Origin of the sequence: Acinetobacter sp. UBA6571 (genome assembly GCF_002434085.1) — a bacterium.
GTDB classification, from domain to species: domain Bacteria; phylum Pseudomonadota; class Gammaproteobacteria; order Pseudomonadales; family Moraxellaceae; genus Acinetobacter; species Acinetobacter radioresistens.
In genome coordinates this window covers 25,397-41,967 of record NZ_DJJJ01000052.1, presented here as the reverse complement: position 1 = coordinate 41,967, position 16,571 = coordinate 25,397, and the positions used below count along the sequence as shown (strand labels likewise).

Sequence of the window (16,571 nt, the reverse complement as noted above, 5' to 3'; positions counted from 1 at the left end):
AATGAGATTTTTAAATTCTTTTCCTACTAATAATTTTTTAATTTTCTGCATGTTATAGTGTAGGAACTTATATTTATTCTGATTTAATCATCGTACTTATGATTTAAATCATACATGTATATGGTTATATCTAAGCAGATAGAGGGCTGGTGCATGATTTAACGAGTTATAGCGTTATAATTTGAACTGGTAATTTTAGTAACATATAACAGAGCTTAATCATCATTAGAAAAAATTTTCAAAAATAACAGTTTGATTTAAGAATTTTGAATATTACTGAATTTTTTATATAAGCCTTTAACTATACTTCTATACATCATAGCTAGCATGATTTTATTCAAGTTTTATCGCATAAAGATTATATAATTTAATATTCTTCTAGTGCTCATTTTTTGAATATAATCTATTTTTAAAGTCATATGTTGAATACCAATTGTTAAAGCTGCTTCATAATCAATTAGGGATTTTAATTGCCCCTTTTATTTTTATTGCCTCTTTAACAGGGCTACTCTATGGCTTAACGCCCCAGCTTGAGAGCTTTATTTATAAAGAGCAGCTATCCGCACTACATAGCCCAAACCATAAAACTCAACCTCTTAGTCAACAGGTTGCAGCTGCCTCAACTGTTTTACCTCATGATGCAAAGATATTTGCAGTTCGAACACCGCAGACTTCTGAACATACCACACGCATTCTTTATCAGGTGCGCGACAACCCTGATACAGTTAAGGCAATATTTATAAATCCATATACATTAAAGATCCAAGGTGAACTTCCTGTTTACGGTACCAGTGGGGTTTTACCTTTAAGAACTTTTTTAGACCAGTTACACCGCAGCTTATTACTAGGTGAGTATGGTCGTATATATAGCGAATTTGCAGCAAGCTGGTTAGGACTATTCGCTTTAACTGGCCTGATTCAATGGTGGAGCTATCGTAAAAAAAATAAATCCATTCATTCACGCCATTCACTTATCAAATGGCATTATATTTTCGGTTTAACTGTATTACCGATGCTATTTTTCTTTTCTATTACCGGTTTAACATGGTCAAAATGGAGCGGAGCAAACATTGCACAACTTCGCCATTTACTCAATAGTGATACACCAACTTTGTATCTGGCATTAAATCCAAAAACGATGAATGTGACAAATCCACATGCTGAACATTACATGCAGATGGATATTTCAGGCCAACATCTTTCAACTAAATTAAACTTCAAAGACTTTGATCGTATTGTCGAGCTTGCTCATCAAAATGGTTTAAACGCACAAGCATTACAAATTAAACCCAGTTATCAAAAAGATCGGGCCTGGTCGATAGAAGAAATGAATCATCGTTGGCCAATTCAAATCGATGCTTTAGCGGTAGATATGTCAACTCAACATATTATTGACCATTTAAGATTTAGTGATTTTCCATTATCTGCAAAATTAACACGCTGGGGAGTAGATTTACATATTGGGGTTCTGTTCGGCTGGCTAAATCAAGTTTTGCTAGTTCTGTCTGCAGCCATAATCTTATTAGTACTAATATTTTCTTATCGGGCATGGTGGACTTACCAACGACCTTTGGATACGTTACGAAAGTTTAACCAAGGCCTATGGCAACAGTGGAAAAATTGTAATCAATTCCAAAAAATTATTTATATCAGTATTTTATTTGGCTTATATTTTTTACTACCTGTATGGACGATAAGTGTAGTGCTATTACAATTAACTGCAACAGTATTCCACTATTTAAGTCTTAAAAAATCCCATAAAAATTAAATGCATAAGTGATAAATATTTAATTTATTCGTGTCCTGTAAATAGATTTATACAGCTAATTTGCTTCATAGGTTTTTCGATTAAAAATAATTGAGTAATAAGAAACCCCGGCATCCTGCCGAGGTTTCTCATATTAGGTTGCTAGATATAACTCCTGTCTTATCTCACAGTCCTGGTGCTGAAACTTATTATTATTGTTTTATGTTCTGGAACATCCTGTTCCTTCATGACTTCATCATAAAAATATTCTCATCGACTGCATAGCAGTTATAAGCGCCTATTGATGTCAGTGAAAACTTACAAAATTTTATAAGTTAGATAGCGTGTTCCAATATATGACTACTATGAAAAGCTACTTTCTTTTTTATCGTAGATACATTATTAACGTTCACTTCTACCCTCTACTATACGTAGGGGAGTCTGTTCAAATGTTCCTATTTTCACATTAGCAGGAATATAGATTTCAGCTGCTAGAGGAACTTTTAATACCGAATACCGTGTATCTACGCTCAGAGTAATTGCTTTTAATTTTTTGTTTTCATTATAGACAGGACTTGATACCCAACGTAATTGCATCACAGCATATTGCCCGTTATTAATTACTAAATTTTGAGCCAGCTGTTCAGGTCTGGTACCATTTTCCAAAGGCAAAATCTTATCTTCTGAGCCATAAATTTTAACTCGTGGACGTGCCGGGAATTGGCATTCTGGTCCTTTATTATAAATTTTAATTTCTGTACCAGAATGTGACATACCATTAAAATCACCTGCTTTATTATCGACCTGAATAGTTAACTGCTCTGCTCGGCACTCTTGTACTGCAGATGAGTCCATGACCAACTGTTGCGGAGTTGGAATGAGTAAAATGGCCAATAATGGATTGGTGAATAGCATAGAAAGCTCCTAAAAGAGATAAAATACATTGCCTGACAGTTACAGAATTTTAGGTACTCCTTTGGTATTGAATTTAAAAAGTTCTATTTTTGATTCATGGGGATGATTAATAAGCTAACAACAACTGCAAAATTATATTTTTATTTATTAAGTATTGATTAGGTTAAAATTTAATTTAAACCTTTTTAAGCCACCTCTAGAATCCTTTAAAATAGTTTCTGCTTGATATAACAAACTAAAATTAAAATACAATTCTAAGATATACCTGATTTTGGGGACTAAAGATAAAAAAGATATGGATAGATCAAGTGATCAAAAAAATAATATATTTAAATATGTTAGCACTGGTAGCGACTTATAGTTCTTTATTCTACCAGACTACTATTGATGTTGAACGTCTAGCCGTCGATACAATCGAGAAGGATGAGGTAATAGCTGGAGGAGCACCTTTCCAATTTCTTATCGATGGAGAAATTTCGCCTGTAGGTAGCATCGGTATTGATCCTTTATCCTTAGTTATAGGTTTAGACGAGTTCCACTACCTATACTTTATTCTAGACTATATATTCTGGTTATTGATTCTTCTAAGTCTTTATTTTATTTATTTAAAATATGGTCACTTAAAGCGCACTTAAAACTATTTGGTGTTTAGTTGAATTACTTTATCCAGATGGTGTTCCCAGCCGCGGTTCGGTTATTTCTTCTGCTGCTTTTAATATCATAATTTAATGAAGAGTGTTTGGCTCGGTAACTTCCTATCTATTTAATACTTATATTACTTCTCTTTTTTAGCAGAAATGAACAATCTGTTTTTGCTCTTTTATATTAAATTCAAGTTAAGCAGAGACTTATATCTAATAAAGTACTATAACGATAGATTATATTATGAAGATTATATTTACTTTTTAAAAATGTAAAATATAATCATTTTCATAAAAATCTTGTGAAACTATATTCTGTGTTAAAACGTCACCTACTTCTCGGTTTGTTACCACTTAGCTGTCCTATTTTCGTATTTGCAAATGACCAAATTAGCTCATTACCTACTATCAGTTTACAGGCAACCAGCAAAACTGATAATGCTCATCTAGCCTATAAGGTCAGTACGGCAAGCTCTGCCACACGTACTCATACCTTATTGAAAGATACTCCTCAGGCAGTCACGGTTGTCTCTGAAGCAGTCCTAAACGATATTCAAGCTACCCGCTTATCGGAAGCTCTTGATGTAGCAGGTATAGGGCGGGCAAATAACTTTGGTGGTCAGGGTTTAACCACATTTACCTCACGCGGGTTTACTAGTGGTGAATACTACCGGAATGGTTTTCCAATTAATCGTGGTTATCCCAATGCACCTGACAGTAATACCATTGAACGTATAGAAGTATTAAAAGGTGCATCCTCTAGTTTGTATGGCCGTGGTGATCCGGGAGGTACATTCAATGTCATTAGTAAAGTACCCCATGCTGAACAAAAAACAACTTTAGGTTTGAGTGTTGATCATGAGGGCCTGTTGCGGGGCACTTTAGATACAGCCGGCGCTTTAACTGAAGATGAGAGTCTTATGTACCGCTTAAATGTCATGGGAGAAAACGGAGATACTTACCGCGACCATGTTGATTCAAAGCGCTGGAATATTGCACCTGTTATTCAATGGAGTCCTTCAGACACCACTAAAGTGACCTTAGAAGCTGATCTGTTACGTAACCAGCATGCTTTAGACCGGGGTTTTACCCGCTACGAAGGACAAAAAAGATATAATTTTGACCCGGCAGAGTACTGGTGGGAAACTGGCAAGAACCGGAATCGCTTATATAATGATAATGACATGCTACAGTTACGCATTGAACATACCTTTAACGATGACTGGACACTTAATATTGGTACTCAATATTTAAATGGAAATCTGCATGGTTATGCAGTTGAGCAAATGGCATTAAAGCTGACACAGAGGGTGAACTACTTACCCGTAATTATAACTGGCGTAATTTAGATTGGATTGATAGAAACTTTCAGGCCAATATAGTCGGAAATTTTAATTTAGAGCATACTTTAATTTCAGGCATAGAACTTGAAAATTATGATTATAAATCTTTTATTATTCGTTCGAAGGATGATTTTGATTTAGATATTAATCATCCATATAAACCACAATCATTGCCAGAATTAAATAATATATCCACCCACGACCGTGAACAATTAAAAAGCCAAGCTTTATTTATTCAGGATCAAATTCATCTGACTGATCGTTTAAACACCTTGCTTGCTTTACGCTTGGAAAGCTATCAGCATGATTATCACAACTTTATTTCTAGTACATCTTGGTCTACAGATAACCATGCTGTTATTCCACGCATTGGTATGACTTATGATCTGACCGACCAACTGACAGCATATGCCAATATTAGCAAATCATTTAAGCCTAACTCCGGAGTGGATCGTAATAATCAGGGCTTTAACCCTGAAGAAGGTATTTCTTATGAAATAGGTACAAAATACACATTACTAGATGAACAGCTTTCTTTTGACACTGCCATTTATTATGTAAAAAAAGAGAATGTTTTAACTCTTGACCCAACAAACTCGTCTAAAAGTATTGCTGCTGGAGAGGTATCAAGTAAAGGTTTTGACTTAAGTCTGATAGGCAATATTATACCGGCGTGGAAAATTATAGGAAACTATTCATATGTCGATGCTAGTGTAAATAAAGACAATACCTTAGAAAAAGGAACACATCTAGCCAATATTCCTCAAAATTCATTTAATTTACTCAGCATTTATGAATTTAAATCAGGATTATTTGATGGTTTAGGCATAGGCATTAATCAGCGTTATATTGGTAACCGAAAAGGTCAGACTGCAAATAATACTTATACGATGGGCAGTTATGCAACAACTGATTTAATTTCGTACTATGACTTAAATCCTGATTTAAGATTCAGCTTTGATATTATGAATATTTTTAATAAAGAATATGATGATAGCGCTTTTAACCGCTATGTATATCCTGGACAACCACGGACTGCAAAGTTAGGTATGACATACAGTTTTTAGTTAAAGAACGCAGATATTCACTCTTAATTCTACTTTAAATAATAGGTAGCATAATAAGCCTTATTTCTGATTTTTCAAGTAAGAATAATAAGGCTTCAATTAACTAAAAAATACTGATTTATGAGAAAACATTTCTAATATACTTATAAAATATCTGTGAGCAGAAGATTTTATTAGTCACATTCTGTTTATTGTATAATTTAATCTTAATATCAAACTATATAAACTTAAAAGGTCTAGCATGATGAATGCTAGACCTATTTAAAAAATATAATATATAATATATAGATGATTTTAATATTACTTCATCATTGAAACCATTTGTTCAGCCATTTGTAAGTGTGTAGCAACCGCACTACGTGTTTGAACAAGCATGTTCTTTAAGTCAGAGTTTTTAGCATTTGGAATCAATTTTTTATCGATAACCATGAGGACTTTACGATGTACTTCCACTTGGCTCTTCATATAATCTTTATCAGTGTCAGAAGATGATCTGTTAAGTTTATCAACGATCTTATCACTGTCACGCTGTAATAACTTACTAATCTCACTGGTCTGTGGTGTTAGCATCAGACGAGTTGCCAATGCTTGACCTTTTTGCTCATTCGCTGAGTGTTCACGAATCATCATCTGAGCATATTGACGGACTTGAGCCATTTTTAACTTTGGCAAGGCCGCGTTTGCCTGCATAATCTCGCCATTGTTGGCAGTACTCAATATTTTAATAATCTGGTTATCAGATAAGTCTTCATGCTTATCATGCCACATTTTAGAATGATGTTTTCGATCATCCATAGAGTGATGGCCTTTGGTTGTACTTTGGCATGCAGTCAGGCCTAATATACTACTAAAAGCAATACAGCTGACTATCTTTTTCACTGTTATAGTTTCCACTTTGGCATCCTTTTAGAGTTTTATTATTGAAGTAACTTTTTTAAGATAGTCTAATTAAATTGGAAATAGTGTACTTTTTCAGTTGCTTTGTTAGATAAATGTATAAACATATTATAGCTTTAAGTAAATAGTTAATTTAAAAAGTTTCTTAAAGTATAAAAAATTAATTTAATAAAAAGAAACCAACTATTATTCCTCTTATTTATAAGAGTCATTATATATTTCAAAAAAATAAGAATTTATTATAAAAATAGCTTTAAAATTATAGTTAAATATCTAGTATAAAATTATTTTCAGTAAAACTTTTAAAATAAAAAAAATTCTATTATTTTTAAGTAATATTAATATAGCAAGACACTTTAATTATATATTTCAATTATTCCAATAAACTGGATATACATAATTTATTTAAATAATAGATACTGATACATCTATATTTAAAAACAATATCAAAAAATTATTTAGTTTATAACTTTACCTCGTCCATCAGCCATGTTTTAAAGGCTACGAATTTCGGCTTATTCTGACATTCCTGTCGATAAACAATATAATAGGCCAAGGCCGATGAATACTTCATATCTGGATATAAACGTATCAACTGCCCTGTTTTTAAATCATCTGCCACCATAACACTTCTTGCCAATGCGACCCCATGCCCATCAATTGCTGCCTGTAGTACAGCAGCTGAATTATTAATTTTTAATCCTCGCTGGGCCAAGCCATTGCTCACCTGATTGTACTTCAACCATGTATTCCAAGTAGTAAAGCCAGTATGGACATCCAGCGTTAAGTCATGAATTAAAGGTAGGTTTAATAAGTTCTCTACATATTTTAACAGGTGTCGATATTTCTGATAAAACCCTGGTGAACAAACAGGAAAAACCTCTTCATCCATGAGTTTTTCCGCGACTAATCCTGACCAGTTTCCCTGTCCATATCGCACGGCAATATCAATACCATGTTGAGCAAAATCTACAGGTTCCAAGTTAGTATCCAGTCGAATATCAATTTCAGGATAAGCTTGCTGAAAAGTATCAATTCTTGGCAGCAACCATTTCGATGCAAAAGCCGGGCTGATCGCAACAGTTAAAACACCTGCTGAAGTTTGTGCCTGTAGTTTTTCCAGACCAAGTAATAGCCTATTAAAACCGGCACGAATATCGGGCAATGCCATTAATGCAGCTTCAGTTACCACCAAGCGGGCTTTTCCCCCTGTACTCCGCTGAAACAATGTAATGCCTAGGTAATCTTCCAGACTTTTAACCAGTTGTCCCACGGCTGCAGGAGTTACATTCAGCTCAATAGCTGCCGTGGAAAAACTTTGATGTCTGGCACTGGCTTCAAAAGCTCTTAATGCGTTGAGATATACAGGAGTTTTCATTCTAAAGATTTTCTATCAATTACTATAAGATTAACTGGTTTGTTTGTATAGAACCATCTTTATAGAATCAATTTTTCACTTTATGGGTCAAAGCCCTTTAAATACAAAACTGGATAAGGAAGCTCTATTGGTCACAATTATATTAAATGTTCTAGCAGGCCTAACCCTATTCAGCGCGTCTGTTAAAAGACGTAAATAGTAACAATCAGTATTAACATTTTTAAGTTTCTCTTCCTATTAATCTTTATCAGATCAACAGGATATTTGACTTTTTGAATAGATGAGACAAAGCATGTGGATTAACGCTGATTTTTCCCAAGTAGCTATGGTTAGACCTAACGATTATCAATGGGTCAAATCTCCTGGTGGTGAAGTTGAACGAGTTATGCTCGATAGAATAGGTGGTGAAACAGCCCGTGCCACCAGTCTGGTTCGTTATGCACCGCAGAGCATTTTTCCAGAGCATCAACATCCATTAGGTGAAGAAATTTTAGTGCTCTCTGGAACATTTACTGAAAATGGCAACCAGCATTATCCAGCAGGCTGGTATTTACGGAATCCGGATGGATCAAAACATACTCCATCCAGTGAAGAAGGCGCACTGATTTTTGTCAAGCTCATGCAAATGACCAGAGAAGATGTACTGTCGGTGCGTATTAATACCCATGAGCCCGAAAACTGGCAAATACTTAATCAGCGTAAGATTTGCCCTTTATATGACTCTCAGGACGAACAAACCTATGTGGAAAAACTAATACCCCATCAGAGTTTTGCTGAGCACAGTGCAAACGGAATTGAACTTCTGGTGATACAAGGTGAATTGCTTGCAAATGGAGAAACTTATCCTGCAGGTTCATGGATTCGTTTACCGATTCAAAACAGCCATAACTTTCATGCTTGTTCAGCAGGAGCAATCCTTTATGTAAAGACAGGACATCTTTTATCTGCTCAAAAATTTATGGAACAGAAGCCATGATAAGGGCCAAGATTGCCACTATAAGTGCAGGTTTAAGCGATCTATTTACTAGAACAGGCTCAATAGACTTATGTACGAATGAAATCAGCTCAAGCCTGGTTCCAGGTGGTAATAATGCTACCTCAAAACACTCATTAATCACTTACTTATAAAAATTCAGGTTCCACTTTTATGCTGCAAAATACCATGCACCGCCAGGTTTTCATTCTGGCAAGTTCACAGTCTTTATTCCAGACCATTTCAGTCATGGTGATGACGATTGGCGGACTGGCAGGTGCAAATATTGCCAATACGCCTACCCTTGCCACCCTGCCAATTGCCTCGATGTTTTTAGGTACAGCCATGATGATGTTCCCTGCTTCCATGTGGATGGCAAAAGTAGGCAGGCGCAATGGCTTTTTATGTGGCGCTTTATTAGGTATTTCAGGTGGAATTATTGCAGCAGTTGGTATTATCTATAGTTCACTTTACCTATTGGCATTAGGCACATTCTGTGTGGGAGCATATCAATCCTTTGCCCAGTTCTACCGGTTTGCTGCCAGTGAAGTAGCAGATGATGCCTTTCGTTCCCGTGCAATTTCGTTTGTTATGGCGGGTGGCGTAGTTGCAGCATTGATTGGTCCGGTTTTGGCTCGCTTTGGTGGACCACTATTTAATCATCTGGAATATGTGGGTTCTTTCCTGATCATTACTATCGTTTCCCTGATTGCGATGGGAATCTTATCAAGACTGCATATTCCAGATCAGGTAGAGATTAAGACCAGTTTTAGTGCAGGACGACCTTGGCCAAAAATTGTATTTCAGCCCATGTATTTAGTGGCTTTACTGGGCGCAATTACTGGTTATGGCATCATGATTTTAGGTATGACTGCCACACCAATTGCCATGCATCATGCTCATCATGAATTAGGTACAATTACCACTGTAATTCAATTACATGTACTGGGGATGTTCCTACCATCATTTTTTACGGGTAACCTGATTGTCCGTTTTGGTGTATTGAAAGTCATGTTTGCAGGTCTCTTACTGTTTGCCTGTTATATCGCTTTTGCCCTTTCTGGTCTGCAATTCTATTCATTTGCCATTTCTCTGGTTTTATTGGGTGTAGGCTGGAATTTCCTGTTTATTGGTAGTACTTCTTTATTAACCAGAACTTATACTCACGAAGAAAAAGCCAAGGCACAGGCCATTAATGACATGACAGTTTTCGTGGTGGGATTGATCTGCTCATTTAGTGCTGGGGCATTGCTGGATATAATTGGCTGGAAGGTCATGAATATGGCCCTTATTCCATGGCTGGTTATTACAGCACTTTCTTTAGTATGGTTATCTAAGAAGACGCAGAATGATTAAGTTTCCACAATCAATAATGATAGATAGTGTATTGCAGTAATAACATATTCATCAATTCACTTATTGCTATGGTAAACAGATACAGCGCACCAGTAAAAAAGCCACAGCCTTTATGCAAGCCTATGCTTGGCCAGGAAATATCCGAAAGCTGGAAAATCTGCTGGAATGTGCTGTCTGTGAACCTAAAATCAGCCGTTAATTAAACTAAATGTTTTGTTCCCGCAAACGCAAACGCAAACGCAAACGCAAACGCAGCACGATGATAACTATACTGAATACACTGGAACAGATTTAACTACTATTTTGACAGAAGGTTTCGATCTGGAGCAGCATGAACAGCAATTAATTGGGACTACTATGTAAAAAGCCAGACCCAATAGTTCTGAAGCTGCTCGGTATTAGCCGGGCGAAACTGGATTATCGACTTAAAAAGTATAGTTTTTCTTAGCCAGATATTAGACAGTATCGAATTATTTATTGAATAACTATAGAATGACAGTTTCACCTAAAATGAAACTGTCCTGAGCTTGATAGATATTATATTTAGCGCTTAGCAAAGAAGAAAACTTGAGGCCTGTGAATATTTTAAAATTTAAACCAAGCAGCTACATTATATCGCATTTAAAGTATTCTAAAATTTATAGGTTTAAGCTTTCCTTTCCACATCAAAAATTTTCAATCCTGTTAATAGAAATTATTTTTACTGCTTAGCTTTTATTAAAAAAATAAGCTGATTTTCTAAGTTATTATTTTATAGCTTACTGCAATAACTCTCTCAATTTAAATTTCTGGATTTTTCCAGAGGGTGTCATTGGTATTTCTTCCCAGATTTCTAAACGTTCAGGAATATATTGTATGGCCAGATTATGGGTTTTAAGAAAATCAACCAGTTCATTTAAACTCAAAAGCTGTGCTGGATCTTTTAGTTTGATAATCGCACATGCACGTTCACCAAGCCTTTCATCTGCATAAGCCACCAATGCTACTAAAGCGATATTTGGATGCTTATATAATAGTGACTCAATTTCCGCAACCGGAATATTTTCTCCGCCACGGATAATCACATCTTTCTTACGTCCGCAAATCCGGATGTAACCCTGCTCATCCTGATATGCGATATCTCCGGTATCAAACCAGCCCTCAACATTTGTATCATTTAAATGTGGGCGTTTTAAATAACCTCCAAAACTGGAACATGAACGGATCATTAAACGGCCGGCTTCATTAACAGTTTTACTCTGTCCTTTTTTATCCACGATCTTGATTTCAACACCTGGCAATGCAATTCCATCAGTATTGAAAGAGCGTTCATCCTTATCTTCAGGTCTGGTTAGTGTTACAGCGCCACATTCAGTCATACCCCAAGCTGATATAACTTTAACACCCAGAGTTTCCCTGGCTTTTTGCACCAATGGACCTGGAATGGGTGCACCGGCACACAGGAAAATCTTTAGTGAATCGACTTTATCATGCTGTTCTGCCACGGTACTGGACAAATCATTCAAAAATGGTGTCGAGGCCATGGTGAAATTCACCTGATGCTGATGAATCAGGTCCACTGCTTTGGCTACATCCCAAACATCCTGCAACACCACTTTGGTATTCAGCTGAATCGGCATCATTAAGCCATACATAAAACCGGTCTGGTGTGCCATTGGTGAAGCCATTAATACCACATCATTTTCAGTTAAATGCAGTCTTTCTGCATACGGCACAATATTGGAAAATAAGGTATTGGCAGTATGCATCACGCCTTTCGGTTCACCGGTCGTGCCTGAGGTAAAAATCAGCTGGGTAATGTCATCCGGGCCAGATTCCAGTCCATCCAGCGCAGCAACTGCTGAAGCATCCTGTTTCAGACTATGATTGAGTAACAGATGATCAAAATTATTCTCACCTTCACCATTGACCACCACTACTTGCTTCAAGCTATCCAGCTTGTTTTGCAGCTGATTGGCCAGCTGTTCATGATTAAAATTGCGGAACGTTTTAGGTACAACAAAAACTTTGGATTCACCATGTTTGAGCATGAATTCCAGTTCACGTTCACGGAAGATCGGCATAAGCGGATTGAGTACTGAACCGATACGGCTACAAGCCAGATAAAGCAAGGTAAATTCCCACCAGTTCGGCAACTGGCAAGACACTACATCATTTTTTTCAACACCTAGCTGTTTCAGACCCAGTGCAATTTTATTGGTCATGTTCCAAAGCTGCTGATAGCTGAAAGTCTGTTCAGTCCGCTGTTCGAGCTTAAAGCTGACTAATGCTGTTTTGTCCGGATTCTTTTCTACGGCACTGCGTAAAAAATCGAGTATTGTCTGGTTTAACCAGTATCCCTGTTTGAGCATGGCCTCTTTTCTGGCCGGGATCAGAACCGCATCGAAATCCATTCGTTTATTCCTCATTCTTTATAATTATCGTATTCAGGTTTAGACTTATTTTCCTTAAGCCGGAACAGCCTTACGCCCTGCTTTATGCCGCGCAATAATGATTTTCATGATCTGGGCGGTTCCATCACCAATCTGGAAACCAAGTACATCACGCATCCGCTGTTCCATCACACCGCGATCGTAACCGGCATGGCCAAAGGTCAACAGACATTGATGAATTACATCATAAGCCAGTTTTGGCCCCCACCATTTACACATGCCCGCTTCAGAGGTATGGGGCAGATGATTGTCCTTGAGCCATAAGGTTTGCAGGCAAAGTAAGCGTGCCGCTTCAACCTGGGTTTCGTATTCCGCCAGTGGATGCGAAACTCCCTGAAAAGCAGTCAATGGCTGACCAAAAGCTTCACGTTGGGCTGCATATTCCCAGGCTTCATCCAGACTCACCCGGGCAACGGCCAAAACCTGTAAACCGATCAGCGCACGAGAAAAATCAAAGCCCTGCATCACCTGCACAAAACCTTTGTTTTCATCCCCTAGACGGTGATTTACGGGTACGCGAACATTGTCAAAAAAGATTGAACCGCGACCAATGGCGCGCTGACCATGACAGTCAAAACGTGTGGTACTGATGCCCGGTAAATTCATTGGAACTAAAAGCGCTGTCACGCCATGTGCGCCATTTTCATTGGCACCAGTACGACCAAACACTACAGAAGCATCTGCCTGATCGGCCGCAGAAATTGAAGTCTTTTCGCCGTTAATGACATATTCATCGCCATCACGTTCAATCTTCAAACGCAAGTTCGCTGCATCAGAACCGCCTCGCGGCTCGGTCAAAGCTATTGAAAAGATAGCTTCGCCTGCAGTGAGTTTTTTCAACCAAGGCTCAACTACTTCTGGCTGACCATGTTCGGCCAGAATCTGACCATTTAGGGAAGCAAGCAGGTTGATATAGGAGAAACTTAAATCTGCTTTGGCAATCGCTTCATGGATAATTCCAGCTGCCAGTCTGCCTATGCCCTGACCGCCGTATTGTTCCGGCAGTTCAGGTGCAATAAAGCCCATTTCACCCATCTTTTTGACCAGATCACGGTCAAAGATTCGGCTTTGGTCTCGTTCCAAAAAGCCTGGGGCGATATATTTCTGGGCAAATTTTTCTGCTGTTTCTGCCAAAAACTCGAGCTCTTCAGTGATATAAGGATTCTTTTTCATGGATCAGTCTCCTTATTTGGCATACTTACGGAATTCAGGCTGACGTTTTTCTTTCAGTGCATTGACTCCTTCACGAGACTCTTCAGTATCGTAATAAAGTTTTAGCGCATACATGCCCATGCCAGCAATACCTGCCTGATGTGCGGTATCCATATTGAAACTGCGTTTGGCAATTGCAATGGCAGTCGGACTACGCTGACAAATTTCCTCTGCCCAAGCCTGCACTTCAGCGTCCAGTTGATCAGCCGGTACGCATTTATTCGCTAGGCCCATTTCAACAGCTTCCTGACCAGAATAACGGCGGCACATATACCAGATTTCACGGGCTTTCTTTTCACCTACCACACGTGCTAAAAATGCCGTGCCATAGCCCGGATCAACCGATCCCATTTTCGGACCAACCTGACCAAAAATGGCTTTATCTGAACAGACAGTCAGGTCACAAATGGTTGCCAGCACATTGCCACCGCCAATCGCATAGCCTTGTACGCGTGCTATTACCGGTTTAGGTACATCACGGATAGCGGTATGTAATTCCTCCATTGGTAAGCCAATCGTGCCGCGGCCTGCATAGTTTCCATCATGCTCGGACAGGTCGCCACGGGTACAGAAGGCTTTTTCGCCTGCACCCGCCAGCACAATTGCGCCCACGTTACGGTCATAACCTGCTCTATTTAACGCCTTGATCAGCTCGTCACAAGTGGTGCCACGGAAGGCATTCATTTTTTCTGGACGGTTAATCGTGATCCAGGCAACACCATTTTTAACTTCATATAAGATATCTTCAAAATTCATTTTCTTTACACCCTGTACTGTTTTTATCTATCTGGTTGAACTGTGATGGTTATGAAATTAAATGATGATTTCCGTTTAACCGTTCATGGTTAAACCGCCAGAGACACTGAGTACCTGTCCGGTAATAAAGCTGGCATCATCGCTCAAGAAAAAGGCAATGGCAGAAGCCAAATCATCCGGTTGACCCAAACGACCCAGTGGAATGGCACGAATAAAAGCTTCACGTAATTTTTCCGGATTTGACGCGCCTTCAGTCACGCCTGCAAGCAAAGCCGTATCTGTAGGTCCCGGGCAAATCACATTAATTTTGATGTTATGACGTGAATGCTCACGTGCCAGCGTTTTAGAGAAAGATAAAAAGCCGCCTTTACAGGCCGCATAGACTGCTTCACCCGAAGAGCCGACCCGGGCCGCGTCAGAAGCAATATTGACAATACTGCCGGAATTGCGTTCTACCATGCCTTTTAGCACAGTAAAGTGCATATTCAGCATACCGACCAGATTGATCTGGATCAGTTTTTCCCATTCCTGCGGATTGGTTTTAACAAAAGGTTTAAAAATATCCCAGCCGGCATTGTTGACGAGTCCATTAATTGGACCGAGTTCAGTTTCGGTTTTTTGAACTGCCTGCTCAACTACATCACTTTGGGTAATATCACACTGAATTGCCAGTGCCTGACCGTATTGATTGATTTCATTCGCCAGCTTTTCAGCCGCTTCCAGATTCATATCAAAAATGGCAACTTTGGCGCCTTCCTCTGCCAGACGTTGGCAGGTGGCTGAACCAATTCCGCCTGCTCCGCCTGTCACAATCACAACCTTGTCTTTTAATCCCTTCATTGCTCATCCCTACGCTATTTTGTTGTCGAATTTAATCGGCTGTTGTTCTAATCCGGTGTGTTTTATCTAAAATAGAAAGAGATTAGAGTTATGTCAATATGTTTACATAAAATAATATTCTTAAATTATTATTTATATATCTATCAACAACTTAATAATTTTATTTATTCAATGTATTGACCTATATTAATTTTTGGCTTTAGATTAGGGATATTGAGGTTTCAACACATAGCATGCATATATTCTCTTCTAATAAAAGGATGTAAGTTTATTTTGATGACTAGTAAATGCGAGTCTGTTTAGCCAGATAAGAGTTTGACAGTAATAAAAATAAGAGAGATATTTCTTGCTGATTAAAGTGGTTAGATTAGGATTTAACAGGCAGAATCCTGCTAAAACGCTATACTTTTAAAAAACTATAAAAGAAACTGATTAAAGCGAAAAAGTGATAGGCTATACTCTGCGCGGCTCGGCTATTTCAGTTTTGAGGATATCCAATATTGTGAGTGATGCTTTGTTAAAAAAATATGATCAATCCTTATATTCTGCGCATAACCGGCTTTTTTTCCGGCTGTTTCAGGTGGGCAACAGCCTGGACCGCAAATGCCTCAATGAGCTGAAAATATCTCCAGTACATTGGGCTGTGCTGGGTGCTTTGTCCCGTCCAAAAGTTAAATCAGGAATGTCCTTTTCTGATCTGACTGAATATTTGGGCGTGAGCCGGCAAAATCTGGACGCAGTATTAAAACGGCTAGAACGTGACGGTCTGGTGGAGCGGGTCATTAGTGAACAGGACCGCCGTGCTAAAATTGTTGCGCTGACGGCTGAAGGCTTGGAGACATGGGATAACTTGCAAGCTGATTTCTTTGAGTTTTATGGTCAGGCCCTAAATAAGCTCACCTTTGATGATGTAATTACCCTGATTCATTTGCTAAATAAGGTGAATGATGGACTTAAAAGCATTAAAATTCAAAATCACACCTAAAATATTTTAAGTAATTATAATGCACTTAC

12 protein-coding genes and 1 pseudogene are annotated in these 16,571 nt (G+C 38.1%); 6 read left to right on the top strand and 7 right to left on the bottom strand.

Annotated features, from left to right (window positions below; genetic code table 11):
* The first annotated feature begins 433 nt into the window (after positions 1–433).
* Entirely contained in the window at positions 434–1,768 is a 1,335-nt protein-coding gene (locus tag B3X18_RS09930; RefSeq protein WP_034675958.1) for a PepSY-associated TM helix domain-containing protein, read from the top strand.
* A 381-nt stretch (positions 1,769–2,149) separates the two neighbouring features.
* On the opposite strand, the gene B3X18_RS09925 is transcribed toward B3X18_RS09930, so the two are convergent.
* Positions 2,150–2,662 carry a hypothetical protein gene (locus B3X18_RS09925; protein ID WP_005026526.1) on the bottom strand — a complete coding sequence of 171 codons (513 nt, stop codon included), beginning with the start codon at positions 2,660–2,662 and terminating at the stop codon, positions 2,150–2,152.
* A gap of 335 nt (positions 2,663–2,997) precedes the next feature.
* Here B3X18_RS09925 and B3X18_RS09920 point away from each other — a divergent pair, with 335 nt between their 5' ends.
* Both B3X18_RS09920 and B3X18_RS09915 read left to right on the top strand, forming a co-directional pair.
* A complete protein-coding gene (locus tag B3X18_RS09920; protein WP_005026535.1) occupies positions 2,998–3,297 on the top strand; it encodes a hypothetical protein in 300 nt (99 codons plus the stop codon).
* 323 nt (positions 3,298–3,620) lie between these two features.
* A pseudogene (locus B3X18_RS09915) lies at positions 3,621–5,713 on the top strand (TonB-dependent siderophore receptor).
* Between the two features lie 300 nt (positions 5,714–6,013).
* Here B3X18_RS09915 and B3X18_RS09910 read toward each other — a convergent pair.
* Together B3X18_RS09910 and gcvA are read right to left on the bottom strand one after the other, a co-directional pair.
* Entirely contained in the window at positions 6,014–6,607 is a 594-nt protein-coding gene (locus B3X18_RS09910; RefSeq protein WP_005026543.1) for a DUF4142 domain-containing protein, read from the bottom strand.
* 466 nt (positions 6,608–7,073) lie between these two features.
* Positions 7,074–7,988, bottom strand: coding sequence for a transcriptional regulator GcvA (gcvA, locus tag B3X18_RS09905; RefSeq protein WP_005019755.1), 915 nt, complete (start codon positions 7,986–7,988; stop codon positions 7,074–7,076).
* A 292-nt stretch (positions 7,989–8,280) separates the two neighbouring features.
* Between gcvA and B3X18_RS09900 the strand changes: the two genes are divergently transcribed.
* A complete protein-coding gene (locus B3X18_RS09900) occupies positions 8,281–8,964 on the top strand; it encodes a cupin domain-containing protein (RefSeq protein WP_005019753.1) in 684 nt (227 codons plus the stop codon).
* A 171-nt stretch (positions 8,965–9,135) separates the two neighbouring features.
* Positions 9,136–10,317, top strand: a complete 1,182-nt coding sequence (locus B3X18_RS09895; protein ID WP_005026545.1) for an MFS transporter — start codon at positions 9,136–9,138, stop codon at positions 10,315–10,317.
* Positions 10,318–11,075: 758 nt separating this feature from the next.
* On the opposite strand, the gene aliA is transcribed toward B3X18_RS09895, so the two are convergent.
* The 4 genes from aliA to B3X18_RS09875 form a co-directional block, all read right to left on the bottom strand.
* Entirely contained in the window at positions 11,076–12,710 is a 1,635-nt protein-coding gene (gene aliA / locus B3X18_RS09890; RefSeq protein ID WP_034675953.1) for a cyclohexanecarboxylate-CoA ligase, read from the bottom strand.
* A gap of 54 nt (positions 12,711–12,764) precedes the next feature.
* Entirely contained in the window at positions 12,765–13,922 is a 1,158-nt protein-coding gene (gene aliB / locus B3X18_RS09885) for a cyclohexanecarboxyl-CoA dehydrogenase (protein WP_034670670.1), read from the bottom strand.
* A 12-nt stretch (positions 13,923–13,934) separates the two neighbouring features.
* Positions 13,935–14,717: a 2-ketocyclohexanecarboxyl-CoA hydrolase gene (gene badI / locus B3X18_RS09880; protein WP_286935491.1), complete on the bottom strand. Its 783-nt coding sequence runs from the start codon at positions 14,715–14,717 to the stop codon at positions 13,935–13,937.
* Between the two features lie 75 nt (positions 14,718–14,792).
* Positions 14,793–15,557, bottom strand: coding sequence for a glucose 1-dehydrogenase (locus B3X18_RS09875; protein WP_005019745.1), 765 nt, complete (start codon positions 15,555–15,557; stop codon positions 14,793–14,795).
* A gap of 502 nt (positions 15,558–16,059) precedes the next feature.
* Between B3X18_RS09875 and B3X18_RS09870 the strand changes: the two genes are divergently transcribed.
* Positions 16,060–16,542, top strand: coding sequence for a MarR family winged helix-turn-helix transcriptional regulator (locus tag B3X18_RS09870; RefSeq protein ID WP_005026554.1), 483 nt, complete (start codon positions 16,060–16,062; stop codon positions 16,540–16,542).
* Positions 16,543–16,571 lie beyond the last annotated feature (29 nt).

What these genes read in the sequence shown, in the direction of transcription:
- B3X18_RS09925 (WP_005026526.1), bottom strand. Translation starts at nt 2,662, where the DNA reads ATGCTATTCACCAATCCATTATTGGCCATTTTACTCATTCCAACTCCG.
- B3X18_RS09920 (WP_005026535.1), top strand. Translation starts at nt 2,998, where the DNA reads ATGTTAGCACTGGTAGCGACTTATAGTTCTTTATTCTACCAGACTACT.
- gcvA (WP_005019755.1), bottom strand. Translation starts at nt 7,988, where the DNA reads ATGAAAACTCCTGTATATCTCAACGCATTAAGAGCTTTTGAAGCCAGT.
- B3X18_RS09900 (WP_005019753.1), top strand. Translation starts at nt 8,281, where the DNA reads ATGTGGATTAACGCTGATTTTTCCCAAGTAGCTATGGTTAGACCTAAC.
- B3X18_RS09895 (WP_005026545.1), top strand. Translation starts at nt 9,136, where the DNA reads ATGCTGCAAAATACCATGCACCGCCAGGTTTTCATTCTGGCAAGTTCA.
- aliA (WP_034675953.1), bottom strand. Translation starts at nt 12,710, where the DNA reads ATGGATTTCGATGCGGTTCTGATCCCGGCCAGAAAAGAGGCCATGCTC.
- aliB (WP_034670670.1), bottom strand. Translation starts at nt 13,922, where the DNA reads ATGAAAAAGAATCCTTATATCACTGAAGAGCTCGAGTTTTTGGCAGAA.
- badI (WP_286935491.1), bottom strand. Translation starts at nt 14,717, where the DNA reads ATGAATTTTGAAGATATCTTATATGAAGTTAAAAATGGTGTTGCCTGG.
- B3X18_RS09875 (WP_005019745.1), bottom strand. Translation starts at nt 15,557, where the DNA reads ATGAAGGGATTAAAAGACAAGGTTGTGATTGTGACAGGCGGAGCAGGC.